Here is a 24,670-nt window from a genome sequence, read left to right on the forward strand (position 1 = left end):
GCCGGCCGCCGCCGCCCTGCCCGCCCAGCGCCGCCACCGCCTCGCGCACCAGCGCGACCGCGTCGATCCGCCCGGCAAGATCGGCGGTGACACCGACCGCGACCGAGGCCCGGCCGTCATTGACCGCGACCAGCGCCGCGACGCCGGAGCCGAGCCGCGCCTTCAGATCGTCGACCGCGCCGCGCAGCCCCTTGGGGTCCAGCCCCTCGACCACCTGACCGATAAAGCCATGCCCGCCGACCTGTTCCGGGCCGGGTGCTGCGGCCCCGCCGCCGCCCCCGCCCAGCGCCAGCGCCTTTTTCGCCTCGGCCAGTTCGCGTTCCAGCCGCCGCCGCTCCTCGATCAGCGCGGCGACGCGCGCCGGCACCTCGTCGGGCGCGGCCTTGAGCGCCGCCGCCGTCTCGCGCAGCCGCTCGTCGCGCTGCGCCAGCCACAGCCGTGCCGCCTCGCCGGTCAGCGCCTCGATCCGGCGCACACCCGACGACACCGCGCTTTCGGCAACGATCTTGAACAGCGCGATGTCGCCGGTCGCATTGACATGCGTGCCGCCGCACAGTTCGACCGAATAGGCCGAACGGCCCATGGTCAGCACGCGCACCTCATCGCCATATTTCTCGCCGAACAGCGCCATCGCCCCGGCGGCAATCGCATCCTCGGGCGTCATCAGCCGGGTCGTCACCGCTTCATTGTGGCGGATCTGCGCGTTCACATCCGCCTCGATATCGGCGATTTCGGCGACGCTCAGCGCGGCGGGGTGCGAGAAATCGAAGCGCAGCCGGTCCGGCGCGACCAGCGAGCCTTTCTGCGTCACATGGCCGCCCAGCCGGCGGCGCAGCGCCGCATGGAGCAGGTGGGTGGCGCTGTGATTGGCGCGCACCTGATCGCGGCGCGCGGCATCGACCGACAGATGCACGGTGTCGCCCACCGCCACCGTCCCCGCCTCGACATGCAACTGGTGCGCGTGCAGCCGCCCCAGCGGCTTGGCGGTGTCGGCCACCCGGCCCGCCAGCCCCTTGTCGGAGGTGACGGTGCCGGCATCGCCGGCCTGGCCGCCGCTTTCGGCATAAAAAGGCGTCTGGTTGACGAGCAGCAGCACCTCCTCGCCCGCCTCGGCGCGGTCGACCGGCTGGCCGTCGCGGACGAGCGCGACCACCTGTCCCTCGCCCTCGGTGCCGGTGTAACCGATGAACTCGGTGCCGCCATGCGCCTCAGCCAGATCGAACCACACCTCTTCGGACGCCTTGGCCCCCGATCCCTTCCACGCCGCGCGGGCCGCCGCCTTCTGTTCGGCCATCGCCGCGTCGAAACCGGCACGGTCGACCCCCAGCCCCTGGGCGCGCAGCGCATCCTCGGTCAGGTCATAGGGAAAGCCATAGGTGTCATAGAGGCGGAACGCGACCGCGCCCGGCAGCGTCTGGCCGGGGGCCATGCCCGCCACCGCCTCGTCGAGCAGCTTCAGCCCCTTGTCGAGCGTCTGGCGGAAGCGGGTCTCCTCCTGCTCCAGCGTCGCCTCGATCAGCGGCTGGGCGCGCACCAGTTCGGGATAGGCGGCACCCATTTCAGCGACCAGAGCCGGCACCAGCCGGTGCATCAGCGGGTCCTTCGCCCCCAGAATATGGGCATGGCGCATCGCCCGGCGCATGATCCGGCGCAGCACATAGCCGCGCCCTTCATTGGCGGGCAGCACGCCGTCGGCGACCAGAAAGCCCGATGCACGCAGATGATCGGCGATCACCCGGTGGCTGGCGAGCGCCGCGCCTTCAGCCGGGGTGGCGGTGAGCGCGGTCGAGGTGCCGATCAGCGCGCGGAAGGTGTCGGTGTCGTAGTTATTGTGCACCCCCTGCATGACGGCGGCGATGCGCTCCAGCCCCATGCCGGTGTCGATCGAGGGGCGCGGCAGATCGCGGACGATCTGATTGTCCTCCTGCTCATGCTGCATGAACACGAGGTTCCAGATCTCGACGAACCGGTCGCCATCCTCGTCCGGGCTGCCCGGGGGGCCGCCGGGGATGTGCGCGCCATGATCGTAGAAGATTTCCGAACACGGGCCGCACGGGCCATTGTCGCCCATTGCCCAGAAATTGTCCTTGGTGGCGATGCGGATGATGCGATCATCACCCAGCCCGGCGATCTTCTTCCACAGCGCGAACGCCTCGTCGTCGGTGTGATAGACGGTGACGCACAGCCGGTCCGGGTCCAGCCCCCATTCGCGGGTAATCAGCCCCCAGGCGAGGGCGATCGCGCGCTCCTTGAAATAATCGCCGAACGAGAAATTGCCCAGCATCTCGAAAAAGGTGTGATGCCGCGCGGTATAGCCGACATTGTCGAGATCATTGTGCTTGCCGCCCGCACGCACGCACTTCTGCGACGACACCGCAGTCGAATAAGGCCGTGTTTCCAGCCCGGTGAACACATTCTTGAACGGCACCATGCCCGCATTGACGAACATCAGCGTGGGATCGTTCTGCGGCACCAGCGGCGCAGACGCGATGCGGGCGTGCCCTGCGGACTCGAAATAGTCGAGGAAGGAGCGGCGGATGTCGTTGGTCGCGGTCATGCTCCGCGATGTAGGCGAGGACCGCCGCGCGCTCAACCGTCGTGCTTATTGTGTGGTGTGGTGCGGGCCGGTGCCGTTCTCCCTGAACAAAAACACCCGGTGCAGCGACCAACCAAACACCCCCGGTGCCGGTCTTCCCGGCCACCCACCCCGGCCAGCGTCAGCGGCAGCGGTCCGAGCGGTCGACCTCGCGGCCGAGCAGCGCGCCGCCTGCCGCGCCCAGGATCGTCCCGACCGCGCGGTTGCGGCCGCCATCGACCGCCCGGCCGAGCAGCGCGCCCGCCGCACCGCCCAGGATCGCCCCGGTGGTGCCGCTGTCGCGGCGGCAGCGCTGGCCCGCCCAGGCGCGGCGGTCACGACGATCCCAACGTCCGTCGTCCCAGTCGCGGTCGCGCCCAGCCCAACGCCGGTCATTCCAGCGGCGATCATCGCGGCGGCGGTCGCCGCGCCAGTCGCGGTCATCGTCCCAATCGCCCCGATCCCAGCCTGCCCGATCCCAGCCTGCACCTTCCCAGCCGGCCAGCTGCACACCCGGATCGGCCGCCGCCGGCGCGCCAAACGCCGACAGCCCAAGGCCCGCAGTGGCGATCATGAGGATCAGTTTGCGCATGGTCCGTTCCTTGTCCGAAAACTTCATGCCGCCCTTGTGCCCGATCCTGTCTGAACGGGCTTTGATCGCGCCGTTCATCTGGCGAACAGGTGCGGGCGGAGGTGACGCGGTCGGCTGGCGGCGCTATCAGCGCGGCCATGTCCGCCCTTTTCTTTCCGCACCGCCATCTGCTCGGCATCGCCGGGTTGCAGCCGCACGAGATCGGCTTTCTCCTCGACGAGGCCGAACAATGGGTGACGATGAACCGCGCCACCCAGAAGCATGACAACCGGCTGCGCGGGCTGACGCTGATCAACGCCTTTTTCGAAAACTCGACGCGCACGCTGCTGTCGTTCGAAATCGCCGGCAAAAGGCTGGGCGCGGACGTGGTCAACATGCACGCCGCCCAGTCGAGCGTGAAGAAGGGCGAGACGCTGATCGACACGGCGATGACGCTCAATGCGATGCGCGCCGACATGATCGTGATCCGCCATGCCAGCTCGGGCGCGGTGCGGCTGATCGCCGACAAGGTCGACTGCCCGGTGCTGAACGCCGGCGACGGGCGGCACGAACACCCCACTCAGGCGCTGCTCGACGCGCTGACCATCCGACGGCGCAAGGGCGCGATTGCGGGCCTTGTGATCGCGATCTGCGGCGATGTGCTGCACAGCCGCGTCGCCCGGTCGAACATGCTGGCGCTGACTGCGCTTGGTGCCGATGTCCGCGTCGTCGCGCCGCCGACGCTGATCCCGCCTGATCTCGACCGGATGCATGTCCGCCAGTTCACCGACATGGATGCCGGGCTGGACGGGGCCGATGTGGTGATGATGCTGCGCCTGCAGACCGAGCGGATGGCCGGCGGCTTCGTGCCGTCGCTGCGCGAATATCACGCATTCTGGGGGCTGACGCCGGAACGGCTCGCCCGAGCCAAGCCCGATGCGCTGGTCATGCATCCCGGGCCGATGAACCGGGGGGTCGAAATCGCCTCCAGCGTTGCCGACGATCCGGCGCGCTCGGCGATCACCGAACAGGTTGAAATGGGGGTGGCGGTGCGCATGGCCTGCCTTGACGTGCTGACGCGCCGCGCGCGCGGAATGGAGGGCTGGGCATGACGGGCCGGGGCATGACGGGTCTGGAGACGACCGCGATCCTCGGCGCGCGCCTGCCCGACGGCAGCACAACGGACATCCTGATCGATCGGGGCGTGATCGCGCGCATCGGCGCGGTCAGCCCGCCAGCGGGCGCGCGGGTGATCGAGGCGGCGGGCGCGCTGCTCGCCCCCGGCATTGTCGATCTGGGCGTGTTCCGCGTCGACGGTCCGGCCTTTCGCTTTGGCGGCATCGTGCGCGCGGCGCTGATGCCCGATCAGGGACCGCCGCTCGACGATCCCGGGCTGATCCAGCGCGCCGCCTATTCGGGCAAGCCCGATATCTGGGTGCATCCGCTGGCGGCGGCGACGCGCGGGCTGGCGGGCGCGGAGCTGGCCGAAATCGGGCTGATGAAGGCGGCGGGCGCGCGCGGCGTCGCGACCGGGCGGCGCTGGATCGCCGACAGCGCGGTGATGGCGCGGGTGATGGCCTATGCCCGCGCCTTTGACCTGCCGGTGATCGCCCATGCCGAGGATGGCGGGCTGGCGGCGGGTGCGGTGGCGACGGCGGGCGAGACATCGACCCGGCTGGGCCTTGCTGCCGCACCGGCAATGGCAGAAGCGATGGCGATTGCCCGCGACCTGATGCTGGCCGAGGAAACGGGCGCGCGGCTGCACATCCGTCAGGTGACGACGGCGCGCGGTTTCGATCTGGTGCGCGCGGCCAAGGCGCGCGGCCTGCCGGTCACCTGCGGGATCACCCCGGCGCATCTGTTCCTGTCGGATCTGGCGACCGCCGATTTCCGCACCTTTGCCCATGTGTCGCCGCCGCTGCGCAGCGAGGCCGACCGGCTGGCGGCGCGCGCGGCGGTTGCCGATGGCACGGTCGACGTCATCGCATCGGGCCATGATCCGCGCGGGCCGGAAGACAAGCGTCTGCCCTTTGCCGATTCGGCGCCGGGCGCGGCGGGGGCGGAAACGCTGCTGCCGCTTGCGCTCAATCTGGTGCGCGACGGGCTGATTGACATGGGCCGGCTGTTCGAGCTGCTGGCCACGCGGCCGGCGGCGATCCTGGGGCTGGACGGCGGCGTGATCGCCGAGGGCGCGCCCGCCGATCTTGCGCTGATCGATCCCGATGCCCCCTGGCAGGTGTCGTCGGAGCGGATGAAGGCGGCGGCGGGCAACACGCCGTTCGACCGGCTGCCGGTGCAGGGCCGGGTGCTGCGCCTGTTCAAGGGCGGGCGCGAACTGGGCTGAGGCGGGCGGGCGCGGCCCGCCCCTTCATAAATCGGTTCAGCGCGCGGCGAGGCGCACGCCCGGCTTTGCCGCCCAGCGCGGCGTCATGTCGCCCGCGACCGGGCGGATGAAGCACTGACCGCCACGGGCGCGCAGCTTCAGGCACAAGGCGGCGGCATCGGCGCGGCTGTCGAACCCCGCCACCGCCAATCGGTAGACCAGCCCCGTGCCGTGGCGCGCGGTGGCAATCGCCGGGCTGTGGGTGCCGAGCATCGCCATGCGGCCGACCGCCGCCTGCCAGCCGGCCTCGGCGCGGGCGACGCTCGAATAGGCCCCGAGCTGGACGGCGAAGCGGCCCGAGGCTGCGGGCGTATAGGTCGCGCGCTGCAACCGGGCGATGGGCGATGGGCCGGACAGGACGACAGTGCGGGCGGCGGCACGCACCGCGCCAGCACTGGCCGGGACAGGCTGCACGATCTCGGCCGCGGGCGCGAACCGGATCGCGGGCGTCGGGGCGACCGGCATCACCGCGACCGGCACCGCAGCGGCGGGAACCGCAGCGACCGCAACCGGCGGCGGCGCGATATCGTCATCAAGGCGGCGCGGCGGCGGCGGCGCGGCGGCAGCCACGCGCTCGGCACTGGCCACAGGTGCGGCCGCGGGCAGCAGCGCCAGCCGCTCGGGCATGCCGGCATCGGGAACCGGGGTGATGCGCAGCATCGCGGCGACGCGCATCGCCGGGCGCGCTTCGGCGGCAAGGTCGGACCATGCGAGCAGCCGCCGGGCCACCAGCTGCGGCTTCAGGTCGAGCGAGGCGGCCAGCCGCGCCTCTGCCCAGCGCCCGGCCAGCGCATAGGCAAGCGCGAGATTCTGCCGGCTCTGCGGCGTCGACCGGCCGGTCTGCACCAGCTCTTCGAGCAGCGCCGCCCCCGCGCCCGGATCGCCGGCAAGGGCGAGCGCCAGCCCCCGGTCGGCAGCGGGGATATGGTCGGCATGTGCAGCGATCAGCGTGCGCGCGCCCTCGGCATCGCCGGTGCCGAGCCGGGCGAGCGCGCGCTTCAGCGCCGCGCCGGGATGGGCGGGATCGAGCGCGAGCGTGTCGGCAAAGGCCTGTTCCGCCGAAGCGAGCCGCCCGGCGGCCAGATAGGCGCGGCCGAGCAGCATCCGCGACCCGGCATTGTCGGGCACCAGCGCCACCGCATGTTCGGCCTGGATGACCGCCATGTCATGATCGCCGCGTGCCAGCGCGCGGGCCGCGCGTTCGGCGGCGCGCCCCGCCTCGCGCACCGCCTGGGCGGCGGGCGGCGCGGCGAAATCGGCATAGGCGTTCTGCGCAACGGTCAGCCCGGCCACGACCATCGAGGCGGCGGCCAGATGAAGGGACAGGCGGTGGCGCATGGGTGATGTCCTCTGGTGGCGCTAGCTGGCGGCGCGGGCGGGCACATGCCCGGCCAGCTCGTCCAGCTCGGGCATGGCGGCGAGAAACTGGTCCAGCGCCTCGGTCACGATCTGCTGGGCCGAGCGGTTGCGCACTGCCGAGGCCAGCCGCAGCCGCAAATGCCGGTCGCCATCGAGGCGCAGCGTGAACGCGGCCTTGCGGCCATGATCCGCGCGCAGCTGATCGGCCGGCAGGGTCGCCGGGCGGATGGCGGCGCGGCGCGGCGCGCGCCGGGCCGGACGGTCGGCGCGGACGATCGGCAGCACTGCGGCTTCGACCGCCGCTTCGGCGACCGGTGCTTCGATGGGCTGAACTTCAGCGGGCGCGGCAGCCGCGACCGGCAGCGGCGTCATCGCCAGCGGCACGGGGTCGACCGGCTGCACCGGCGCGGGCGGCACGTCATAACCCATGTCGTTCCAGCCCAGATCGTCGCGGGCGGCGGCGGCCATGCCGAACCCGGCAAAGCCTTGCGGGCGCATCGCGGGCTTGGCCTGACCCTTGCGGGCGAGCAGGCCGGACGACAGCGAGGCGAAGGGCTTGGCTTCCATGGCCCCCTCCCCGCTTACTGGCCGACGACGCGGCGGCCGAAGCCGCCAACGGGCCGCGCGCCGACCGCCGCGTGCGGCGCAGCGCCGGGCACGCTGAACACCGTGCGGCGGAAATTCTTTTCCAGCCGGTCGGCGACATAGGTCCAGAGTTCCTCGACCTCGCGGGCCGATTTGCCCGACGGGTCGACCTCCATCACCGTGCGGCCGTCGATCATCGAGGCGGCGAAATCGGTGCGGTGGTGGATCGTCACCGGGGCGACGGTGCCGTGCTGCGACAGCGCAACCGCCGCCTCGGAGGTGATGCGCGCCTTGGGCGTTGCGGCATTGACGACGAAGATCAGCGCCTTGCCCGCCCGGTCGCACAGATCGACGGTCGCGCCCACCGCACGCAGATCGTGCGGGCTGGGGCGGGTCGGGATGACGATCAGCTCGGCAACCGCGATCACGCTCTGGATCGCCATGGTGATGGCGGGCGGCGTATCGATCACCGCCAGCTTGAACCCCTGCTGGCGCAGCACCTCAAGATCGGCGGCAAGCCGGGCGACCGTGGTTTGCGCAAAGGCCGGATATTCGGCTTCGCGCTCGTTCCACCAGTCGGCGAGCGAACCCTGCGGGTCGATATCGATCAGCACGACCGGCCCGGCACCGGCCCGCTGGGCCTGCACGGCGAGATGGCCGGACAGGGTGGTCTTGCCCGATCCTCCCTTTTGCGATGCCATCGCAAGAACGCGCATGATGGTCCTCTCGGGGTGTTGCAGTCAGCCCGAGAGGTCGCATGCGAGGCGCTAAGATAGGGTTAAACCGGGGCTGTCGCGCCCCCGCGCGGCCCGGCGGCAAAAGGGGCGGAAATCCGGCTGGAACGATGCTTGGCGGCGCGTTAGGGATGATCGCTGCGGGGGAAAAAATGGCGCTCAACTCACGGTTCCGGCACAGGATATCGGCATTTGGCGGGCGGGTCTGGCCGGTCGCGGCGGTGCTGCTGCTGGCCGCACCGGGCAATGCATCGGCACTTGCGGCGACCGCGCCCGGCCAGGATGCGCCGCCCCCCGAACAGGCGGCAACGCCCGCCGCCGATCCCGCACAGATCACGCTGTGGCGGCGGCTGGCAGCGAGCGGCAATGCCGAGGCGCAATACCGGCTGGGCGATGCGCTGCGCCGGGGCATCGGGGTCGCCGCCGATGCGGCCGAGGCCGAGCGGATGTTCCGCGCCGCCGCCGGTCAGGGCCATGGCCCGGCAGGCGACGAGCTGGGGCTGCTGCTGTTTGCGACCGGCCGTCATCACGAGGCGATGGACTGGCTGGGCCGCGCGGCGGAACGCGGCGATCCGCGCGCGCGCTACATCTATGCAACCGCGCTGTTCAACGGCGATTATGTCGCGCGCGACTGGGGCCGCGCCTATGCGCTGATGGCGCTGGCGGCGCGCGACGGCCTGCCCGCCGCGCAGACCAGCCTGGCGCAGATGGACCGCTATATCCCCGCAAGCGACCGCGCCGCCGCGCTGCGCGCGGCCGGGCTGGACGGGACGGCCGGCAAACGCCCGGCCCCGACCCCGATCCGCCCCACGCCCGCCACCACCCCGCCCAGCCCGGCTGCCGCAACGCCCAAAGCCGTGGCCGCCCCGCCGCGCCCCGCCGCCCCTGCCCCGTCACAACCCGCCGCAACAGCCGCAAAGCCGGCCGGGCGCTACATCGTCCAGCTCGGTGCCTATGCCGGGCGCGCGCTGGCCGAGGCCGAGTGGCGAATATTCACCCGCCGCTTCCCCGAGCTTGCACCGCTGGGGCCGGCGATCAGCAGCGCCGGGGCGCTCACCCGGCTGCGCGCCGGGCCATTTGCCGACCGCGCGGCGGCCGAGCGGCTGTGCGCGCGGGTGACGGCGGCGCGGCTGCCCTGCCTTGTGCTCAAGGACTGACCGGCCATGACCCTGTCCCCCGCCGAGACCGACCGGCTGCTGCGCGAGGGCGTGGCGGCGATGCAGCGCCACGATGCCCGCGCCGCGCGCCATGCGTTCGAAACTGTCGCCGCCGCCGTGCCGCCCGGCCAGCCCGGGCCATGGCTGCTGATCGCCCAGGCCTGCCGGCTCGACCGCGACGATGCGGCCGAGCTGGCGGCGCTCGACCGGCTGCTCGCCGAACAGCCGCGCCATGTGCGCGGGCTGATCATGAAGGGCGATCTGTTCGACCGGCAGGGCGATGGCCGCGCCGCGCAGAGCTTTTACCGGCTGGCGCTGAGCGTCGCCGAGGCCGGGCCGCCCCCGCCGCCGGCACTGGCCGCCGATCTGGAGCGCGCGCGGCAGGGCGCGGCGCGGGAATCGGCGCGCTACCGCGCCCATCTGGACGAGACGCTGACCCGCGCCGGGCTGACGCCGGGCACGATGAGCGGGCGGGTGCAACATGCGCTGGCCCTCGCCAATGGCGAGGCGCGGCTGTTCCTGCAGGAACCGAGCAGCTTTTATTTCCCCGGCCTGCCGCAGATCCAGTTCTATGATCCGGCCGAGTTCGAATGGGCGGCGGAGATCGAGGCGCGGACCGAGGCGATTGCCGCCGAACTCGATGCCGTGCTCGCCCGGCGCGGCGACTTCGATCCCTATGTCACCAACGATCCCAACCGGCCCGGCAAGACCCACCGGCTGGTCGACAATCCCGATTGGGGGGCGTTTCACCTGCTGCGCGCCGGGCCGGTGCCGGGCAATGCCGACCAATGCCCGCAAACGCTCGCCGCGCTGGCGCTTGCGCCCCAGCCGGTGATCACCGGGCGCTCGCCCATGGCGCTGTTTTCACTGCTCAGGCCCGGCACGCATATTTTCGCGCATAACGGCATGCTCAACACCCGGCTGATCTGCCATTTGCCGCTGATCGTGCCGCCGGGCTGCCGGCTGCGGGTGGGCAGCGAGACGCGTGCATGGGAGCGCGGCCGGCTGCTGATCTTCGACGATTCGATCGAGCATGAGGCGTGGAACGACAGCGCGGAGACGCGCGTGATCCTGCTGTTCGAAATCTGGCGGCCGGAAATCTCGGCCGATGAACGCGCGGCGCTGACGGTGCTGTTCGAGGCGATCGACGCCTATCGCGGCGCCCCGCCCGACATGGATGGCTGAGGGTATGTGTGGCTGACCGGCAGGCCGCTCAGCCAATCCATTGCGCGCCGGGAATCCCCAGCGCGTGGAGGATCGCGGTCAGGTCGCCATGCCTGATCCCGGCATCGGCGGCAGCATGGGCGACGGGCTTGGCACGATAGGCAAGCCCCAGCCCGGCCTCGACCAGCATCGGAATGTCATTTGCCCCGTCGCCGACCGCGACCACCCGGTCGGGCGCGATCCCCAGCGCCGCCGCCTCGGCCAGCAGCCGCTGCCGCTTCGCCTCCGCCCCCAGGACCGGGGGGATGACCCGGCCCGTCAGCCGCCCGTCCGCCAGCTCGAGCACATTGGCAAAGGCAGCGTGAAAGCCGATCTCGCGCGCGACACGGTCGGCAAAAGAGGTGAAACCGCCCGACACCAGCACGCAGCGCACCCCGCGCGCCGCCAGCGTCGCCACCAGCGTGCGCGCGCCCGGCATCAGCCGCACCCGCTCGGCATGGCAACGGGCGAGCACCGCCTCCTCAAGCCCGGCGAGCAACGCCACCCGCGCCGCCAGCGCGGCGGCGAAATCCAGCTCGCCGCGCATCGCCCGTTCGGTCACCTCGGCCACCTCGGCCTTGACCCCGGCATAATCGGCCAGCTCGTCGATGCATTCGACGGTGATCATCGTCGAATCCATGTCGGCGACGAACAGGCCGGGCGGCGTGCGCGGCCAGCGCTGGACCAGAATATCGCACCCCGCCAGCGCCTGCCCGTCGGCGGCCGCGGCCTCGAGCGCGGCGCGGGCTGCCGCGCGGTCGCCGCCGAACACCAGATCCACCGCCCCGTCGCGCGCATGGCTGTCGGTGATTGGCGAGTCTGTCGCCGCGAGCACAGCGCGCGCGGCCGCGACTTGATCTTCGGGCGCGTCCGGCGTTGGAAGGAGCGTGGCAACGGATAACGACATGACGGCAATGGTCATTGCAGGCCCGACGGCCAGCGGCAAGAGCGCGCTCGCGCTGGCGCTGGCGCGGCTTGGCCCGGTGACGATCATCAATGCCGATTCCGCGCAGGTCTATGCCGATCTGCGCGTGCTGAGCGCGCGGCCGGGCGATGCCGACATGGCGGCGGCGCCGCACCGGCTGTTCGGCCATGTCGATGGCGCGACCGCCTGTTCGGCCGCGCATTGGGCGGCCGAGGCGCGCGCCGAAATCGCCGCCGCCCATGCCGCCGGGCGGCGGCCGGTGCTGGTCGGCGGGACCGGGCTTTACCTGCGCACGCTGCTCGACGGCATCGCGCCGGTGCCCGCGATCGATCCCGCCGTGCGCGCGGCGGTGCGGGCGCTGCCGGTTGCCGACGCCCATGCCGCGCTTGCCCGCGAGGATCCGGCGGCGGCGGCGCGGCTCAACCCGGCCGACACCACGCGCATCGCCCGCGCGCTCGAGGTGGTGCGCGCGACCGGGCGGCCGCTTGCCGCCTGGCAGGCCGAACGCGTGGGCGGCATTGGCGACCGGCTGGCGCTGACCGCGGTGGTGCTGACGCCGCCGCGCGACTGGCTCTACCAGCACTGCGACACCCGCTTTGCCGCGATGCTGGACGAGGGCGCGCTGGACGAGGTCGCCCGGCTGGTCGCGCGCGGGCTTGATCCCGCGCTGCCGGTGATGCGCGCCATAGGCGTGCCCGAAATCACCGCTCTGCTCGCCGGCACCATGACGCGCGACGAGGCGGTGGCGGCGGGCAGCCTCGCCACCCGCCGCTATGCCAAGCGCCAATATACCTGGTTCCGCCACCAGCCGCCGCCGGGCTGGCTGCGGATCGACCAGCCGCTCGATTCCGCCGCGCTCAAGGAACAAGCAATAAAGTTATACGAAATGGCGTTGACGCGACCGAATATTGCGGGTAGCTGACCGCTCCCCGCATCGTTCGAGCAGCAAAGGACCGACATCATGACCCGCGAGCGTTCAGGCGCAGACATCCTTGTGGAGGCGCTGACCGATCTCGGGGTGGAGGTCGTGTTCGGCTATCCGGGCGGCGCGGTGCTGCCGATCTATGACGCGCTGTTCCGGCAGAAGCGCATCCGCCACATCCTTGTCCGCCACGAACAGGCCGCCACCCATGCCGCCGAGGGCTATGCCCGCGCGACCGGCAAGCCCGGCGTCGTGCTCGTCACCTCCGGCCCGGGTGCGACCAATGCAGTGACCGGCATCACCGATGCGCTGATGGATTCGATCCCGATGGTCGTCATCACCGGTCAGGTGCCGACCAGCCTTATCGGCACCGATGCCTTTCAGGAGGCCGATACCGTCGGCATCACCCGCCACTGCACCAAGCATAATTATCTGGTCAGCCACCCGTCGCGGCTGGGCGCGATCGTGCATGAGGCGTTCCATATCGCCACCTCGGGCCGCCCCGGCCCGGTGGTGATCGACATTCCCAAGGACGTGCAGGTCGCGACCGCCACCTATGCCCGCCCCGGCCCGATCCAGCACAAGACCTATCGCCCGCAGGTCAAGGCCGAACCGGCAAAGATCGAAGCGGCAATCGACATGCTGGCGGCGGCGGAGCGGCCGATCCTCTATACCGGCGGCGGCATCATCAATGCCGGGCCGGGGGCGAGCCAGCTGCTGCGCGAACTGGCGCGGATCACCGGCGCGCCCGTCACCTCGACGCTGATGGGGCTGGGCGCCTATCCGGCCAGCGACCCGCAGTTTCTGGGCATGCTCGGCATGCACGGCACCTATGAAGCCAATATGGCGATGAACCGCGCCGATGTGATGGTCTGCCTCGGCGCGCGGTTCGACGACCGGGTGACCGGGCGGCTGGATGCGTTCAGCCCCGGGTCGCGCAAGATCCATGTCGATATCGACCGGTCGTCGATCAACAAGACGGTCAGGGTCGATCTGGGCATCGTCGCCGATGTCGGCCGCGCGCTTGAGGACATGGTCAGGGTGTGGAAGGCGCGGCAGCACCCCCGCCCCGACCTGTCCGGCTGGTGGGCGGAGATCGATGGCTGGCGCGCGCGCCAGTGCCTTGGCTTTCGCGAGGACGGGCCGGAAATCATGCCGCAGCGCGCGATCCGCGCGCTGTGGGAGGCGACGCGCGACAAGGCGCCGATCGTGTCGACCGAGGTCGGCCAGCACCAGATGTGGGCGGCGCAGCATTTCGGGTTCGAAGCGCCCAACAAATGGCTGACCTCGGGCGGGCTGGGCACCATGGGCTATGGCCTGCCCGCCGCCATCGGCGCGCAGATCGGCCATCCGGGCGCGCTCGTCATCGACATTGCCGGCGAGGCATCGATCCAGATGAACATCCAGGAACTGGCGACCGCGACCCAGTATCGTCTGCCGGTCAAGGTGTTCATCCTCAACAATGAATATATGGGCATGGTGCGCCAGTGGCAGGACCTGACCTATGGCGGCCGCCATGCCGAAAGCTATTCGGACGCACTGCCCGATTTCGTGAAGCTGGCCGAAGCCTATGGCTGGAAGGGCATCCGCATCGAAACGCGCGACGAACTGGACGACGGCATTGCCGACATGCTCGCCCATGACGGGCCGGTGATGGTCGATTGCCGGGTGGCCAAGCTTGCCAATTGCTTCCCGATGATCCCGTCGGGGGCCGCCCATACCGACATGCTGCTCGACCAGGCCGAAGTGTCCGGCGAGATGGACGACGAAGCCAAGGCCCTGGTGTAAGACGATGCGCCTGAAAGAAGCCGCGCGCGAGCGCCACACTTTGTCCGTGACCGTCGACAATGAAGCGGGCATCCTTGCCCGCATCGCCGGCATGTTTTCCGCCCGGGGCTACAACATCGAAAGCCTGACGGTCGCCGATGTGACCGAGGATGAAAGCATCAGCCGCATCACCATCGTGACGTGCGGCGCGCCGCCGGTGATCGAACAGATCATCGCCCAGCTCGACCGGCTGGTGCCGGTGCACAAGGTCACCGACCTGACCGAGCTTGGCCCGCATGTCGAGCGCGAGCTGGCGCTGGTCAAGGTCGCGGGTCAGGGCGATCAGCGCATCGAGGCGCTGCGCCTGGCCGATGTCTACCGCGCCCGCGTGGTCGATGCGACGACCGGCAGCTTCGTGTTCGAAGTCACCGGATCGTCGGAAAAGGTCGACACGTTCATCGCCCTGATGCGCGAGGTCGGGCTGGTCGAGGTGGCACGCACCGGCGTCGTTGCCATCGCGCGCGGCCGCGAGGCGGTCTAGGGTCATCACGCAACAGGATTGCGGGCCGCGCCGCTGATGGCCGGTCCGCGCACATGGAAAGGGGTCAATCGGAATGCGCGTTTATTATGACCGGGATGCGGATATCGGGCTGGTCAAGGGCCGGAAGATCGCCGTCCTCGGCTATGGCAGCCAGGGCCATGCCCATGCCCAGAATCTGCGCGATTCAGGGGTCGCCGAAGTCGCGGTCGCGCTGCGCCCCGGCTCCGCCACCGCCGCCAAGGCCGAGGCTGCGGGCTTCAAGGTGCTCGCCAATGCCGAAGCCGCGCGCTGGGCCGATCTGATCATGATCCTCGCCCCCGACGAGCATCAGGCCGCAATCTATGCCGAGGATCTTGCCCCCAATATGAAGCAGGGGGCGGCCCTTGCCTTTGCGCACGGGCTCAACATCCATTTCGGGCTGATCGAGCCGCGCGCCGATCTGGACGTGATCATGATCGCGCCCAAGGGGCCGGGCCATACGGTGCGGTCCGAATATCTGAAGGGCGGCGGCGTGCCGTGCCTGATGGCGGTGCATCAGGACGCCTCGGGCAATGCGCATGATCTGGCGCTTGCTTATGCCTCGGCGATTGGCGGCGGCCGCTCGGGCGTGATCGAAACCAACTTCCGCGAGGAATGCGAGACCGACCTGTTCGGCGAGCAGGCGGTGCTGTGCGGCGGGCTGAGCCACCTCATCACCGCCGGCTTCGAAACGCTGGTCGAGGCCGGATACGCGCCCGAAATGGCCTATTTCGAGTGCCTGCACGAAGTGAAGCTGATCGTCGACCTGATGTATGAAGGCGGCATCGCCAACATGCGCTATTCGATTTCCAACACCGCCGAATATGGCGACATCACCACCGGCCCGCGCATCATCACCGACGAGACCAAGCGCGAGATGAAGCGCGTGCTCGAGGATATTCAGGCCGGGCGCTTCGTCAGCCGCTTCGTGCTCGACAACCGCGCCGGCCAGCCCGAGCTGAAGGCGGCGCGCAAGCGGGCGGCCGCGCATCCGATCGAAAAGGTCGGGGCGGAGCTGCGCGCGATGATGCCGTGGATCGGCGCGAACAAGCTGGTCGACAAAAGCCGCAACTGACGCGCCCGCGGGGCTTGAACCGCGCCGCACCACCCCCGACATGCCGGGTCGCCCGCCGCTCAACCGGCCGGGCGACCCACAAGCCTGATCCGGGAGGACCACCGATGACGCGCCTTGCCCCTGCCGCCGCCATGCTGCTTGCCCTGCCCGTGCTGGGCGGATCCTTCGCCACCGGCCTCACTGCCGTCGCCCAGACCGCCCCTGCCACGCCCGGCGCGGTCGATCCGTCGCGCGTCGCGCCCGGCCGCTATGCCACCGATCCGTCGCACACGCTGATCGGCTATTCGGTCAACCATTTCGGGTTCAACGATTATTTCGGCATTTTCGGCAACGCGACGGGCACGCTCGACATCGATCCGGCGCGCCCCGAACAGGCCAAGGTCGCGATTGACGTGCCACTGACCGGGCTGGTCAATGCCAGCGCCAAGCTGACCGAACATATGCTGGGCACCGATTTCTTCGACGCTGCCCGCCATCCCGGCGCGCGGTTCGTGTCGACCCGGATCATCCCCGATGCGGCCGACCGCACCAAGGCGCGGATCGAGGGCGAGCTGACGATCCGCGGCGTCACCCGCCCGGTCACGCTCGCGGCGCGGTTCACCGGTGCGGGCGTCAACCCGATGTCGCGCAAGGCGACCATCGGCTTTCAGGCCGAAGCGGTGATCAAGCGCTCCGAGTTCGGCATGACCTATGCGCTCGGCCCGGTCGGCGACGCGGTGACGCTCGACATCAGCGTGGCGTTCGAAAAGCAGGGCTGATAGCTGCGGCGCGGCTTACGCCGGGTTTGTCTGTTGCGCGCCTCACGGCGCGGGGGCGGCACCGGCCCGCACCCCCACCCGGCCTCCCATAGCGTATCCTGCCGTTGGGAGGCCGGGTGGGGGTGCGGGCCGGTGCCGTTCTTCCCAGCTGACAACTCCCGCTGCCGTTCTTCCCGGGCAGTCTCTCAGATCGCCGCGTAGCTGGTGAACAGCGCCCGCACCGTCGCCGATGCGCTGCCGGTCATCTTCTCGGCCAGTGCCGCCAGATCGCCGCCGGCGGCGATTTCGCGATAGGCCATGTCCCAGTCGCCGAAATCGCGGCTGTCGATCTCGCGCTCGCCCAGCCGCACCATCGCGAAATGGCGGGGATCGGCGGCGATACGCTGATAGGTGGTGCGCACCGCCTCCGCCTCGCCCTCGATCACCTGCAGGAACCGGCGGCCGTTGAACAGCAACAGCCCGGTCAGCCCGGCCTTGGGATTGTTGCGGCGCGAGGCGGCGAGGATCGCGTCGACCAGACCGGGCTCGACCGGCTGGCGGGCGGTGCTGATATAGCTGAGCTGGATCATCGCTTTGGCCACCGGGCGGGGAGTTGGGCGGCGAGTTGGACAGGGTTTGCGCGGTCGCTCATTCCCTTCTATAGAGCGGAAATGATCCGCGCCGGCCTTCTGCTGCGACTTACGCGCCCTTAGGCGCGCCCTTCGCTGCGGCTGCGGCCGCCCTCGCGCCTAAGGGACATTTCCCCGCCCCTCCCGCCCGAGAGCGACACCGACCATGCTGCGCGACCCGTCTGTCAAATACCGTCCCTTCCCCGCCATCAATCTGCCCGACCGGCAATGGCCGGGCCGCACCATCACCCGCGCCCCGCGCTGGCTGTCGACCGACATGCGCGACGGCAATCAGGCGCTCGCCGACCCGATGGATGCGGAAAAGAAAACCCGCTTCTTCGACCTGCTGGTACGGGTCGGGCTGAAGGAGATCGAGGTCGGATTCCCCTCGGCCGGGGCGACCGAGTTCGATTTCATCGCCGATCTCGTCCGCTCGGGCCGCGTGCCCGAGGATGTGACCGTGCAGGTGCTCACCCAGTCGCGGCGCGACCTGATCACGCGCAGCTTCGATGCGCTGGACGGCGCGCACCGCGCCATCGTCCATCTCTACAACGCCGTGTCGCCGGCCTGGCGGCAGATCGTGTTCGGGCTGGACCGGGCGGGGGTGAAGGCGATTGCCGTCGAGGGCGCGTCGATCCTGCGCGACGAGGCCGGCAGGCGTCCCGGCACCGACTGGCGGTTCGAATACAGCCCCGAAACCTTCTCGACCGCCGAACTCGATTTCTCGCTCGAGGTGTGCGAGGCGGTGATCGACATTCTCCGCCCCACGCCCGAGCGGCCGCTGATCCTCAACCTGCCGGCGACGGTCGAGGCAGCCGGTCCCAATGTCTATGCCGATCAGGTCGAATGGTTCTGCCGCCATATCAGCCGGCGCGACAGCGTCGTCATCAGCGTCCATCCGCACAATGACCGGGGCACCGGCGTCGCCGCCGCCGAACTGGCGCTGATGGCCGGGGCGGACCGGGTCGAAGGCTGTCTGTTCGGCAATGGCGAGCGCACCGGCAATGTCGATCTCGTCACACTGGCGCTCAACCTTTACACTCAGGGCATTGATCCGGAACTGGATTTTTCAAATATCGACGAGGTGATCCGCACGGTTGAATATTGCAACCGCCTGCCCGTCCACCCGCGCCACCCCTATGCCGGCGATCTGGTGTTCACCGCCTTTTCGGGCAGCCATCAGGATGCGATCAAAAAAGGGTTCGCGGCGCAGGCGGCGCGCAACGACCAGCTGTGGAACGTGCCCTATCTGCCCATCGATCCGGCCGATCTCGGCCGCTCCTATGAAGCGGTGATCCGCGTCAACTCCCAGTCGGGCAAGGGCGGCGTCGCCTGGGTGCTCGAACAGGACAAGGGGCTGAAACTGCCCAAAAGGATGCAGGCCGAGTTCAGCCGCCATGTCCAGGCAATGGCCGACGCCACCAGCCGCGAGCTGGATGCCGAGGATATCTGGCAGCTGTTCCGCCAGACCTATTTGCTGGATGGCGGCGGGCGGTTCGCGCTGGTCGAGTATCAGGAAAGCGCCGAGCGCACCGGCCCGGCCGAGCGCGCGCAGCGCATCTTTGCCGGGCGGCTGGCGGTGGACGGGGCCGAACGCTCGGTCAGCGGCCGGGGCAATGGCCTGATCTCCTCGGTGCTCGACGCTTTGCGCGCGGCGTGCGGGGTCGATTTCGACGTCGCCGACTATGTCGAACATGCCATCGGCCATGGTGCCGACGCACAGGCCGCCGCCTATGTCGAATGCCGCGCGGCCGACGGGACGAGCTGGTTCGGCATCGGCATCGACGCCGATGTCGCCACCGCCAGCGTCCGCGCGGTGCTGAGCGCGGCCAATCGCCTGCCAGCAGCGGGGCCGGCGGCGGGAGCATAGTCTGGATTGGGCGGGGCAAAGCCGGCACCGCTTGCGGCCCGCCGCCCCGCCCGCCTAGAGAGACGGCCGTGTCCGATCCTGCCACCCCCCGCTCGCCGCTGGCCATCCGCGATTTCCGGCTGTTCTGGATCGCCCGCTTCTCGGCGGTTCTGGCGACGATGGCGATGGTCGTCGTCATCGGCTGGCAGGTCTATGACGTCGCGCGCACCGATTACGGGATGACCCCGCGCGAAGCGGCGTTCCAGCTCGGCCTGCTCGGCCTTGTCCAGTTCGTGCCGCTGGCGCTGCTCACCCCGGTCGCGGGCTGGGTGGCCGACCGCTATGAACGCCGGCTGGTCGCGCGCATCGCCAATGGCATCGACCTGTCGATCGCGCTGATGCTGGGCATCGCCACCTCGGCGGACTGGCTCAACCTGCCGTTGCTGTTCGCGCTCGCGGCGCTGCACGGCGTGGCGCGGGTGTTTGTCGGCCCGTCAATGGCGGCGATTGCGCCCAATATCGTGCCGCCCGCGCTGCTGCCGCGCGCCATCGCGATGAGCTCGATTGCCTGGCAGAGCGCCTCGGTCGGCGGCCCGGCGCTGGGCGGGTTCCTCTATGCCGCCGATCCGGCGCTGCCCTATTGGCTGTGCGCGGCCTGCATGGGCATTGCGATGGTGGCGCTGACGCCGATCCGGCGGGTGGTGCCGCCGCCCATTGCCGGCCATGCCCATCCGCTGCGCCAGATGGTCGACGGCCTGACCTATGTGCGCGGCCACCGCTTCCTGCTCGGCGCGATCACGCTCGATCTGTTCGCCGTGCTGCTCGGCGGGGCGACCGCGCTGCTGCCCGTCTATGCGCGCGACATATTGCATGTCGGTCCCGAAGGGCTGGGCCAGCTGCGCGCCGCCCCGGCGGTGGGCGCGGCGACGGTCGCCCTGTGGTTCGCGATCCGGCCGCTTCACGCCAATGTCGGGATCAAGATGCTGCTCGCCGTCGCCGGCTTTGGCGGGGCGACCATAATTTTCGGCCTGTCCCAGTCCATGGTGCTGTCGCTTGCCGCGCTGGTGGCGCTTGGCGGGTTCGACATGCTGTCGGTCTATGTCCGCTCCTCGCTCGTCCAGCTGCACACCCCCGATGCGATGCGCGGCCGGGTGTCGGCGGTGTCGGGGCTGGCGATTTCCGCCTCGAACGAGCTGGGCGAGCTGCAATCCGGCTTTGCCGCCGCACTGCTCGGCGCGGTCGGCGCGGTGGTGTTTGGCGGCGTCGGCGCGGTGGCAGTGGCCGCGATCTGGTATTATCTGTTCCCCGAGATCAAGGGCGCGCGGAGCTTCGCACCGCCCGAACCCCGGCGCGACGGCGCGCCCAGCCAGGAGATGCCCGCATGAAGGCCCAGTCGATCCTCGAGACCGTCGGCAACACCCCGCATGTCCGCATGCAGCGGCTGTTCCCCGGGGCAGAGGTGTGGATCAAGTCGGAACGCACCAATCCGGGCGGGTCGATCAAGGACCGGATCGCGCTGGCGATGATCGAGGATGCCGAACGCTCGGGCGCGCTCAAGCCCGGCGGCACGATTGTCGAGCCGACATCGGGCAATACCGGCATCGGCCTTGCCATGGTCGCGGCGGTCAAGGGCTATAGGCTGGTGCTGGTGATGCCCGAAAGCATGTCGCTTGAACGGCGGCGGCTGATGCTGGCTTATGGCGCGACCTTCGACCTGACGCCGCGCGAAAAGGGCATGAAGGGCGCAATCGAGCGCGCGATCGAGCTGGTCGAGCGCACGCCCGGCGCATGGATGCCGCAGCAGTTCGAAAACCCGGCCAATATCGACGTGCATGTGCGCACGACCTCGGCCGAAATCCTGGCCGATTTCGCCGACCAGCCGGTCGATGTGCTGATCACCGGCGTCGGCACCGGCGGCCATATCACCGGCTGCGCGGAAGAGCTGAAGCGCCACTGGCCGGCGCTCAAGGTCTATGCGGTCGAACCGACGCTGTCGCCGGTGATTTCGGGCGGCCAGCCCGCCCCGCACCCGATCCAGGGCATTGGCGCGGGCTTCATCCCCGCCAACCTCCACACCCAGGCGATTGACGGCGTGATTCAGGTCGATCCCGCCGACGCCAAGGACATGGCGCGGCGCGCGGCGCGCGAGGAAGGGATGCTGGTCGGCATCAGCTCGGGCGCGACGCTCGCCGCCATCGCCCAGAAGCTCCCCGAACTCGCGCCCGGCGCGCGCGTTCTGGGGTTCAACTATGACACGGGTGAGCGCTATCTGTCGGTGCCGGACTTCCTGCCCGAGGCGTAAGCGGAAAGCCGGTCACGCGGGGGCGGCACCGGCGCGCACCCATCCCGGTTCGGGACAGCGCCCGCCCCCGGCCCTGACAGGCTGGCCCGGCCATGCTATGGCCGCGCTCCCCTGGGTGTGAGGGTGGCATGAAGATCGCGCATCATCTGCCGGGCCGGCATGATCTGCTGGCTGCGGCGACCGTGTTGCTGGCCCTTGGCGCAGCGACACTCGCCAGCCGGAGCGCCGGCCGCCCCTCCGCGCCCGCGCGCCCGGCAGTCGCGGCGGTGCAGACCATGGCGGCGCCCGCCCTGCCCGCCCCACCGGTCGAGCCGCTCGCCTATCGTGCGCTCAGCCCCGCCGATGCCGTTGCCGCCAATGCGCGGGTGCCGTTTTCGACCGCGCCCAACCCCGCCGCGCGCCCCTTCCGGCTGAAGGGAGAGGCGGAGATGCTCGCCCGCTCGGTCGACTGTCTGGCGGCGGCGGCCTATTACGAGGCTTCGGCCGAGGGCGATGACGCGATGCGCGCGGTCGCCCAGGTGGTGATCAACCGGCTGCGCCACCCCGCCTTTCCCAAGACGGTGTGCGGCGTCGTGTTCCAGGGATCGGAACGGACGACCGGGTGCCAGTTCACCTTCACCTGCGACGGCGCGCTTGCCCGCCGTCCGGCCCCGGCCATCTGGGCGCGGGCGCGCGAGATTGCGGCCGCGGCGCTTGACGGCCGCGTCTACCGGCCGGTCGGCCATGCCACCCATTATCACACCAACTGGGTGGTGCCGTACTGGAGCGCCTCGCTCGACAAGGTGACGGCGGTCGGCAGCCATTTGTTCTTCCGCTGGAGCGGCTGGTGGGGCACCCCAGGCGCGTTTCGCGGCGGCCATGGCGGGTCCGAAGCGGTGATCCCGCTGATCGCCGCCATCTCGCCCGCGCATCGCGGCGCGGACGATGCGGCGCTGGCCGAAGCGGCAGGCCCGCCGCTGGAGCTTAACCGCCGCGGCGCGCGCACGCTCGACATCGTCTCGCCGGGCGGCGACGCCTTTGTCGTCGTGCTCGACCGCGGCGTGTCGCCGGCCAGCCTGCCGGCACTCGCCTTGTCGGCCTGTGGCGAACGCGCCTTCTGCAAATTCATGGCCTGGACCGACGCCGGCAAGGCCCCGCGCGCCTTCCCGGTCGAGGGTGCGGCGCAACAGGCCCTGTCCTTTTCCTATCTGCGCAACCGCTCAAACGGGTTTGAAAAAATGCTGTGGAACTGCCGCGAGTTCGCGCGCAGCGACCCCGGCCAGTGCATGAAGACCAGCTGACCGCTTGGCAGCGGGCGGCCGGGGGGTTAGCGACTGTCTGTGGCCGCCGATCCCGCCCCGCCTGCCCCTGCCCGCCCCGCCCGTGGCGCAGCCGCGCCCGCGCGCATCGACCGGCCGATCGTGCTGATCGGGCTGATGGGGGTCGGCAAATCGACGGTCGGGCGGCGGCTGGCGCAGCGGCTGAACCTGCCCTTTGTCGATGCCGATGACGAAATCGTCGCGGCCGCGGGCATGCCGATCACCGAAATCTTCGAACGCTATGGCGAGCCTTATTTCCGCGACGGCGAACGCCGGGTGATCGCCCGGCTGATCGACGGCACGCCCAAGGTGATCGCAACCGGCGGCGGCGCGTTCATGAACGCCGCCACCCGCGCGCTGATCCTCGACAAGGCGATTGCCATCTGGCTCGATGCCGATGTCGACACGCTGGTCGCGCGGGTGAAGCGGCGCGACACCCGCCCGCTGCTCAAGGGCCGCGATCCGCGCACCGTGCTGACCGCGCTGGCCGCCGAGCGCAACCCGGTCTATGCGCTCGCCCCGATCCGCATCCGCAGCAACGCCGCCCCGCACCAGCAGACGGTGCGCGCGATCCTGAAGGCCCTGAACGCATGATCCGCATTCCCGTCGCCCTGGGCGAGCGCAGCTATGACATCGTGATCGAAGCGGGCGGGCTGGCGCGGGCGGGCGATCTGCTGGCCCCCTATCTGCGCGGGCGCACCATCGTCGTCACCGACAGCGAGGTGGCCGCGACCCAGCTGCCGCGCCTTGCCTGTCCGGGGATCGAGCCGATCATCCTGCCGGCGGGCGAAGCGACCAAAAGCTGGGCGCAGCTGGCGGCTCTGTGCGACCGGCTGCTGGCGCTGGAGGTGGAGCGGGGCGAACATATCGTCGCGCTTGGCGGCGGGGTGATCGGCGACCTTGCAGGCTTTGCCGCCGCCATCGTCAAGCGCGGCATCGGCTTTGTGCAGATCCCGACGACGCTGCTCGCCCAGGTCGACAGCTCGGTCGGCGGCAAGACGGCGATCAACACCGGCGCGGGCAAGAATCTGGTCGGCGCATTCTATCAGCCGGCGCTGGTGCTGATCGATCCGCTGGCGCTCGACACGCTGCCGCCGCGCCAGCTGGCGGCAGGCTATGCCGAGGTCGTCAAATATGGGCTGATCGACGATCCGGCGTTTTTCGACTGGTGCGAAGCGCATGGCGCGGCGCTGCTTGCCGGCGATGGCGATGCGCGCGTCCATGCGATTGCCACCAGCGTCAGCGCCAAGGCGCGCATCGTCGCCGAGGATGAGCGCGAAACGAGCGGCCGCCGCGCGCTCCTCAATCTCGGCCACACCTTCGGCCATGCGCTGGAGGCCGAAACCGGCTTTTCCGACCGGCTGCTGCACGGCGAGGCGGTGGCGGCGGGGATGGCGCTTGCCTTCGGCTTTTCAGCCGCGACCGGCCGCTGCCCGCCCGCAGACGCCGCGCGCATTGCCGCGCATCTGCGCGCCTGCGGCCTGCCGTTCGACCTTGCATCGGCCGGGATCGATGCGTCGGGCGCGACGCTGGCCGCGCATATGGCGCATGACAAGAAAAAGGCCGGCGGGCGCGTGCCCTTCATCCTCGCGCGCGGGGTGGGCGCGGCCTATGTCGACCCCGATGTGACGCTGGCCGAGATCGCCGCTTTTCTGGACGCCAGCCGAGCGCTCTAACGCACCCGCCAGGCGACCATGATCCAGCCAAGGATCATCAGCGCGCCGCCAATGGGCGTGACCGCGCCCAGCCAGCGCGGCGCGCCCAGCGCCATCGCGTAAAGGGTGAGCGCAAACACCGTCGCGCCGATGAACAGCGCCCAGACCGGTGCCCCGCGCGCCCCGGGCATGCGGGCGAGCAGGATGACGGCCAGCGCATGGGCGAGCTGATAGGCCGATCCGGTGCGCAGCCATTCGGCGGCCTTGCCCGCCGCGCCATGCGCGCCGAACGCCCCGGCGGCGATGGCGAGCGCCGCCGACAGCGCGGCCAGCCGCACCGCCAGCCCCCCGGATCCTGCCGCGCCGCGCCGTGCCATTCAGCCCC

At 70.4% G+C, this 24,670-nt stretch carries 23 protein-coding genes; 15 read left to right on the plus strand and 8 right to left on the minus strand.

Features of this window, described 5'->3' with window-relative positions:
- Together alaS and OPU66_RS10155 are read right to left on the minus strand one after the other, a co-directional pair.
- On the minus strand, positions 1 to 2,557 hold a 2,557-nt coding region (alaS, locus tag OPU66_RS10150; protein WP_498553512.1), incomplete at its 3' end, for an alanine--tRNA ligase.
- Positions 2,558 to 2,717: 160 nt separating this feature from the next.
- Positions 2,718 to 3,167 (minus strand): glycine zipper 2TM domain-containing protein, encoded by a 450-nt coding sequence (locus OPU66_RS10155; protein WP_498553513.1) that lies wholly within the window; start codon positions 3,165 to 3,167, stop codon positions 2,718 to 2,720.
- A gap of 137 nt (positions 3,168 to 3,304) precedes the next feature.
- On the opposite strand from OPU66_RS10155, the gene OPU66_RS10160 reads away from it, so the two are divergent.
- Complete coding sequence (locus OPU66_RS10160; protein WP_498553514.1) at positions 3,305 to 4,258, plus strand: aspartate carbamoyltransferase catalytic subunit; 954 nt, start codon at positions 3,305 to 3,307, stop codon at positions 4,256 to 4,258.
- Positions 4,255 to 5,490: a dihydroorotase gene (locus OPU66_RS10165; protein WP_498553515.1), complete on the plus strand. Its 1,236-nt coding sequence runs from the start codon at positions 4,255 to 4,257 to the stop codon at positions 5,488 to 5,490. Before OPU66_RS10160 ends, OPU66_RS10165 begins: the two co-directional genes overlap by 4 nt.
- Before the next feature lie 36 nt (positions 5,491 to 5,526).
- On the opposite strand, the gene OPU66_RS10170 is transcribed toward OPU66_RS10165, so the two are convergent.
- The 3 genes from OPU66_RS10170 to OPU66_RS10180 are packed head-to-tail and all read right to left on the minus strand — an operon-like array spanning position 5,527 to position 8,189.
- Positions 5,527 to 6,867 (minus strand): SPOR domain-containing protein, encoded by a 1,341-nt coding sequence (locus tag OPU66_RS10170; protein WP_498553516.1) that lies wholly within the window; start codon positions 6,865 to 6,867, stop codon positions 5,527 to 5,529.
- A 21-nt stretch (positions 6,868 to 6,888) separates the two neighbouring features.
- Positions 6,889 to 7,455, minus strand: a complete 567-nt coding sequence (locus OPU66_RS10175) for a hypothetical protein (protein WP_498553517.1) — start codon at positions 7,453 to 7,455, stop codon at positions 6,889 to 6,891.
- Positions 7,456 to 7,469: 14 nt separating this feature from the next.
- Complete coding sequence (locus OPU66_RS10180; protein ID WP_498553518.1) at positions 7,470 to 8,189, minus strand: AAA family ATPase; 720 nt, start codon at positions 8,187 to 8,189, stop codon at positions 7,470 to 7,472.
- Between the two features lie 149 nt (positions 8,190 to 8,338).
- Between OPU66_RS10180 and OPU66_RS10185 the strand changes: the two genes are divergently transcribed.
- On the plus strand, positions 8,339 to 9,364 hold the full coding sequence (locus OPU66_RS10185; RefSeq protein WP_498553519.1) for an SPOR domain-containing protein: 1,026 nt from the start codon (positions 8,339 to 8,341) through the stop codon (positions 9,362 to 9,364).
- Between the two features lie 6 nt (positions 9,365 to 9,370).
- Positions 9,371 to 10,549: an aspartyl/asparaginyl beta-hydroxylase domain-containing protein gene (locus OPU66_RS10190; protein ID WP_498553521.1), complete on the plus strand. Its 1,179-nt coding sequence runs from the start codon at positions 9,371 to 9,373 to the stop codon at positions 10,547 to 10,549.
- A 28-nt stretch (positions 10,550 to 10,577) separates the two neighbouring features.
- On the opposite strand, the gene serB is transcribed toward OPU66_RS10190, so the two are convergent.
- Positions 10,578 to 11,474: a phosphoserine phosphatase SerB gene (gene serB / locus OPU66_RS10195; protein WP_498553522.1), complete on the minus strand. Its 897-nt coding sequence runs from the start codon at positions 11,472 to 11,474 to the stop codon at positions 10,578 to 10,580.
- Between serB and miaA the strand changes: the two genes are divergently transcribed.
- The 5 genes from miaA to OPU66_RS10220 all read left to right on the plus strand — a co-directional run bounded on the left by miaA (position 11,473) and on the right by OPU66_RS10220 (position 16,573).
- On the plus strand, positions 11,473 to 12,414 hold the full coding sequence (miaA, locus tag OPU66_RS10200; protein WP_498553525.1) for a tRNA (adenosine(37)-N6)-dimethylallyltransferase MiaA: 942 nt from the start codon (positions 11,473 to 11,475) through the stop codon (positions 12,412 to 12,414). The two genes, serB and miaA, sit on opposite strands and share 2 nt — an antisense overlap.
- A 39-nt stretch (positions 12,415 to 12,453) precedes the next feature.
- Positions 12,454 to 14,202 (plus strand): acetolactate synthase 3 large subunit, encoded by a 1,749-nt coding sequence (locus tag OPU66_RS10205; protein WP_498553526.1) that lies wholly within the window; start codon positions 12,454 to 12,456, stop codon positions 14,200 to 14,202.
- Between the two features lie 4 nt (positions 14,203 to 14,206).
- The gene (gene ilvN / locus OPU66_RS10210) at positions 14,207 to 14,722 is read left to right on the plus strand and encodes an acetolactate synthase small subunit (RefSeq protein WP_498553527.1); all 516 of its coding nucleotides are present in this window, start codon (positions 14,207 to 14,209) and stop codon (positions 14,720 to 14,722) included.
- Positions 14,723 to 14,795: 73 nt separating this feature from the next.
- Positions 14,796 to 15,815: a ketol-acid reductoisomerase gene (gene ilvC, locus OPU66_RS10215; protein WP_498553528.1), complete on the plus strand. Its 1,020-nt coding sequence runs from the start codon at positions 14,796 to 14,798 to the stop codon at positions 15,813 to 15,815.
- A gap of 104 nt (positions 15,816 to 15,919) precedes the next feature.
- Positions 15,920 to 16,573, plus strand: a complete 654-nt coding sequence (locus OPU66_RS10220) for a YceI family protein (protein ID WP_498553529.1) — start codon at positions 15,920 to 15,922, stop codon at positions 16,571 to 16,573.
- Between the two features lie 185 nt (positions 16,574 to 16,758).
- Here OPU66_RS10220 and OPU66_RS10225 read toward each other — a convergent pair whose 3' ends face one another.
- A complete protein-coding gene (locus tag OPU66_RS10225; RefSeq protein WP_498553530.1) occupies positions 16,759 to 17,154 on the minus strand; it encodes a BLUF domain-containing protein in 396 nt (131 codons plus the stop codon).
- A 193-nt stretch (positions 17,155 to 17,347) separates the two neighbouring features.
- Between OPU66_RS10225 and leuA the strand changes: the two genes are divergently transcribed.
- The 6 genes from leuA (at position 17,348) to aroB (ending at position 24,306) form a co-directional block, all read left to right on the plus strand.
- Positions 17,348 to 19,051 (plus strand): 2-isopropylmalate synthase, encoded by a 1,704-nt coding sequence (gene leuA, locus OPU66_RS10230; RefSeq protein ID WP_498553531.1) that lies wholly within the window; start codon positions 17,348 to 17,350, stop codon positions 19,049 to 19,051.
- Between the two features lie 68 nt (positions 19,052 to 19,119).
- The gene (locus tag OPU66_RS10235; protein ID WP_498553532.1) at positions 19,120 to 20,415 is read left to right on the plus strand and encodes an MFS transporter; all 1,296 of its coding nucleotides are present in this window, start codon (positions 19,120 to 19,122) and stop codon (positions 20,413 to 20,415) included.
- Positions 20,412 to 21,332, plus strand: coding sequence for a cysteine synthase A (gene cysK, locus OPU66_RS10240; protein WP_498553533.1), 921 nt, complete (start codon positions 20,412 to 20,414; stop codon positions 21,330 to 21,332). The genes OPU66_RS10235 and cysK overlap by 4 nt, the downstream gene beginning before the upstream one ends.
- Positions 21,333 to 21,460: 128 nt before the next feature.
- Positions 21,461 to 22,612 carry a cell wall hydrolase gene (locus OPU66_RS10245; protein ID WP_498553534.1) on the plus strand — a complete coding sequence of 384 codons (1,152 nt, stop codon included), beginning with the start codon at positions 21,461 to 21,463 and terminating at the stop codon, positions 22,610 to 22,612.
- Positions 22,613 to 22,651: 39 nt separating this feature from the next.
- Positions 22,652 to 23,224 (plus strand): shikimate kinase, encoded by a 573-nt coding sequence (locus OPU66_RS10250; protein WP_498553535.1) that lies wholly within the window; start codon positions 22,652 to 22,654, stop codon positions 23,222 to 23,224.
- Positions 23,221 to 24,306 (plus strand): 3-dehydroquinate synthase, encoded by a 1,086-nt coding sequence (gene aroB, locus OPU66_RS10255; protein ID WP_498553536.1) that lies wholly within the window; start codon positions 23,221 to 23,223, stop codon positions 24,304 to 24,306. The genes OPU66_RS10250 and aroB overlap by 4 nt, the downstream gene beginning before the upstream one ends.
- Here the strand turns inward: aroB and OPU66_RS10260 are convergent.
- Complete coding sequence (locus OPU66_RS10260) at positions 24,303 to 24,662, minus strand: DUF423 domain-containing protein (RefSeq protein ID WP_498553537.1); 360 nt, start codon at positions 24,660 to 24,662, stop codon at positions 24,303 to 24,305. The two genes, aroB and OPU66_RS10260, sit on opposite strands and share 4 nt — an antisense overlap.
- Positions 24,663 to 24,670 lie beyond the last annotated feature (8 nt).

This window comes from Sphingomonas sp. URJC2, assembly GCF_059803575.1.

Coding starts and splice junctions, on each gene's coding strand:
- miaA (WP_498553525.1), top strand. CDS start 11,473: ATGACGGCAATGGTCATTGCAGGCCCGACGGCCAGCGGCAAGAGCGCG.
- cysK (WP_498553533.1), top strand. CDS start 20,412: ATGAAGGCCCAGTCGATCCTCGAGACCGTCGGCAACACCCCGCATGTC.
- OPU66_RS10180 (WP_498553518.1), bottom strand. CDS start 8,189: ATGCGCGTTCTTGCGATGGCATCGCAAAAGGGAGGATCGGGCAAGACC.
- OPU66_RS10155 (WP_498553513.1), bottom strand. CDS start 3,167: ATGCGCAAACTGATCCTCATGATCGCCACTGCGGGCCTTGGGCTGTCG.
- OPU66_RS10170 (WP_498553516.1), bottom strand. CDS start 6,867: ATGCGCCACCGCCTGTCCCTTCATCTGGCCGCCGCCTCGATGGTCGTG.
- OPU66_RS10205 (WP_498553526.1), top strand. CDS start 12,454: ATGACCCGCGAGCGTTCAGGCGCAGACATCCTTGTGGAGGCGCTGACC.
- OPU66_RS10160 (WP_498553514.1), top strand. CDS start 3,305: ATGTCCGCCCTTTTCTTTCCGCACCGCCATCTGCTCGGCATCGCCGGG.
- OPU66_RS10220 (WP_498553529.1), top strand. CDS start 15,920: ATGACGCGCCTTGCCCCTGCCGCCGCCATGCTGCTTGCCCTGCCCGTG.
- OPU66_RS10165 (WP_498553515.1), top strand. CDS start 4,255: ATGACGGGCCGGGGCATGACGGGTCTGGAGACGACCGCGATCCTCGGC.
- ilvC (WP_498553528.1), top strand. CDS start 14,796: ATGCGCGTTTATTATGACCGGGATGCGGATATCGGGCTGGTCAAGGGC.
- OPU66_RS10245 (WP_498553534.1), top strand. CDS start 21,461: ATGAAGATCGCGCATCATCTGCCGGGCCGGCATGATCTGCTGGCTGCG.
- OPU66_RS10190 (WP_498553521.1), top strand. CDS start 9,371: ATGACCCTGTCCCCCGCCGAGACCGACCGGCTGCTGCGCGAGGGCGTG.
- ilvN (WP_498553527.1), top strand. CDS start 14,207: ATGCGCCTGAAAGAAGCCGCGCGCGAGCGCCACACTTTGTCCGTGACC.
- OPU66_RS10185 (WP_498553519.1), top strand. CDS start 8,339: ATGATCGCTGCGGGGGAAAAAATGGCGCTCAACTCACGGTTCCGGCAC.
- serB (WP_498553522.1), bottom strand. CDS start 11,474: ATGTCGTTATCCGTTGCCACGCTCCTTCCAACGCCGGACGCGCCCGAA.
- OPU66_RS10175 (WP_498553517.1), bottom strand. CDS start 7,455: ATGGAAGCCAAGCCCTTCGCCTCGCTGTCGTCCGGCCTGCTCGCCCGC.
- OPU66_RS10260 (WP_498553537.1), bottom strand. CDS start 24,662: ATGGCACGGCGCGGCGCGGCAGGATCCGGGGGGCTGGCGGTGCGGCTG.
- leuA (WP_498553531.1), top strand. CDS start 17,348: ATGCTGCGCGACCCGTCTGTCAAATACCGTCCCTTCCCCGCCATCAAT.
- aroB (WP_498553536.1), top strand. CDS start 23,221: ATGATCCGCATTCCCGTCGCCCTGGGCGAGCGCAGCTATGACATCGTG.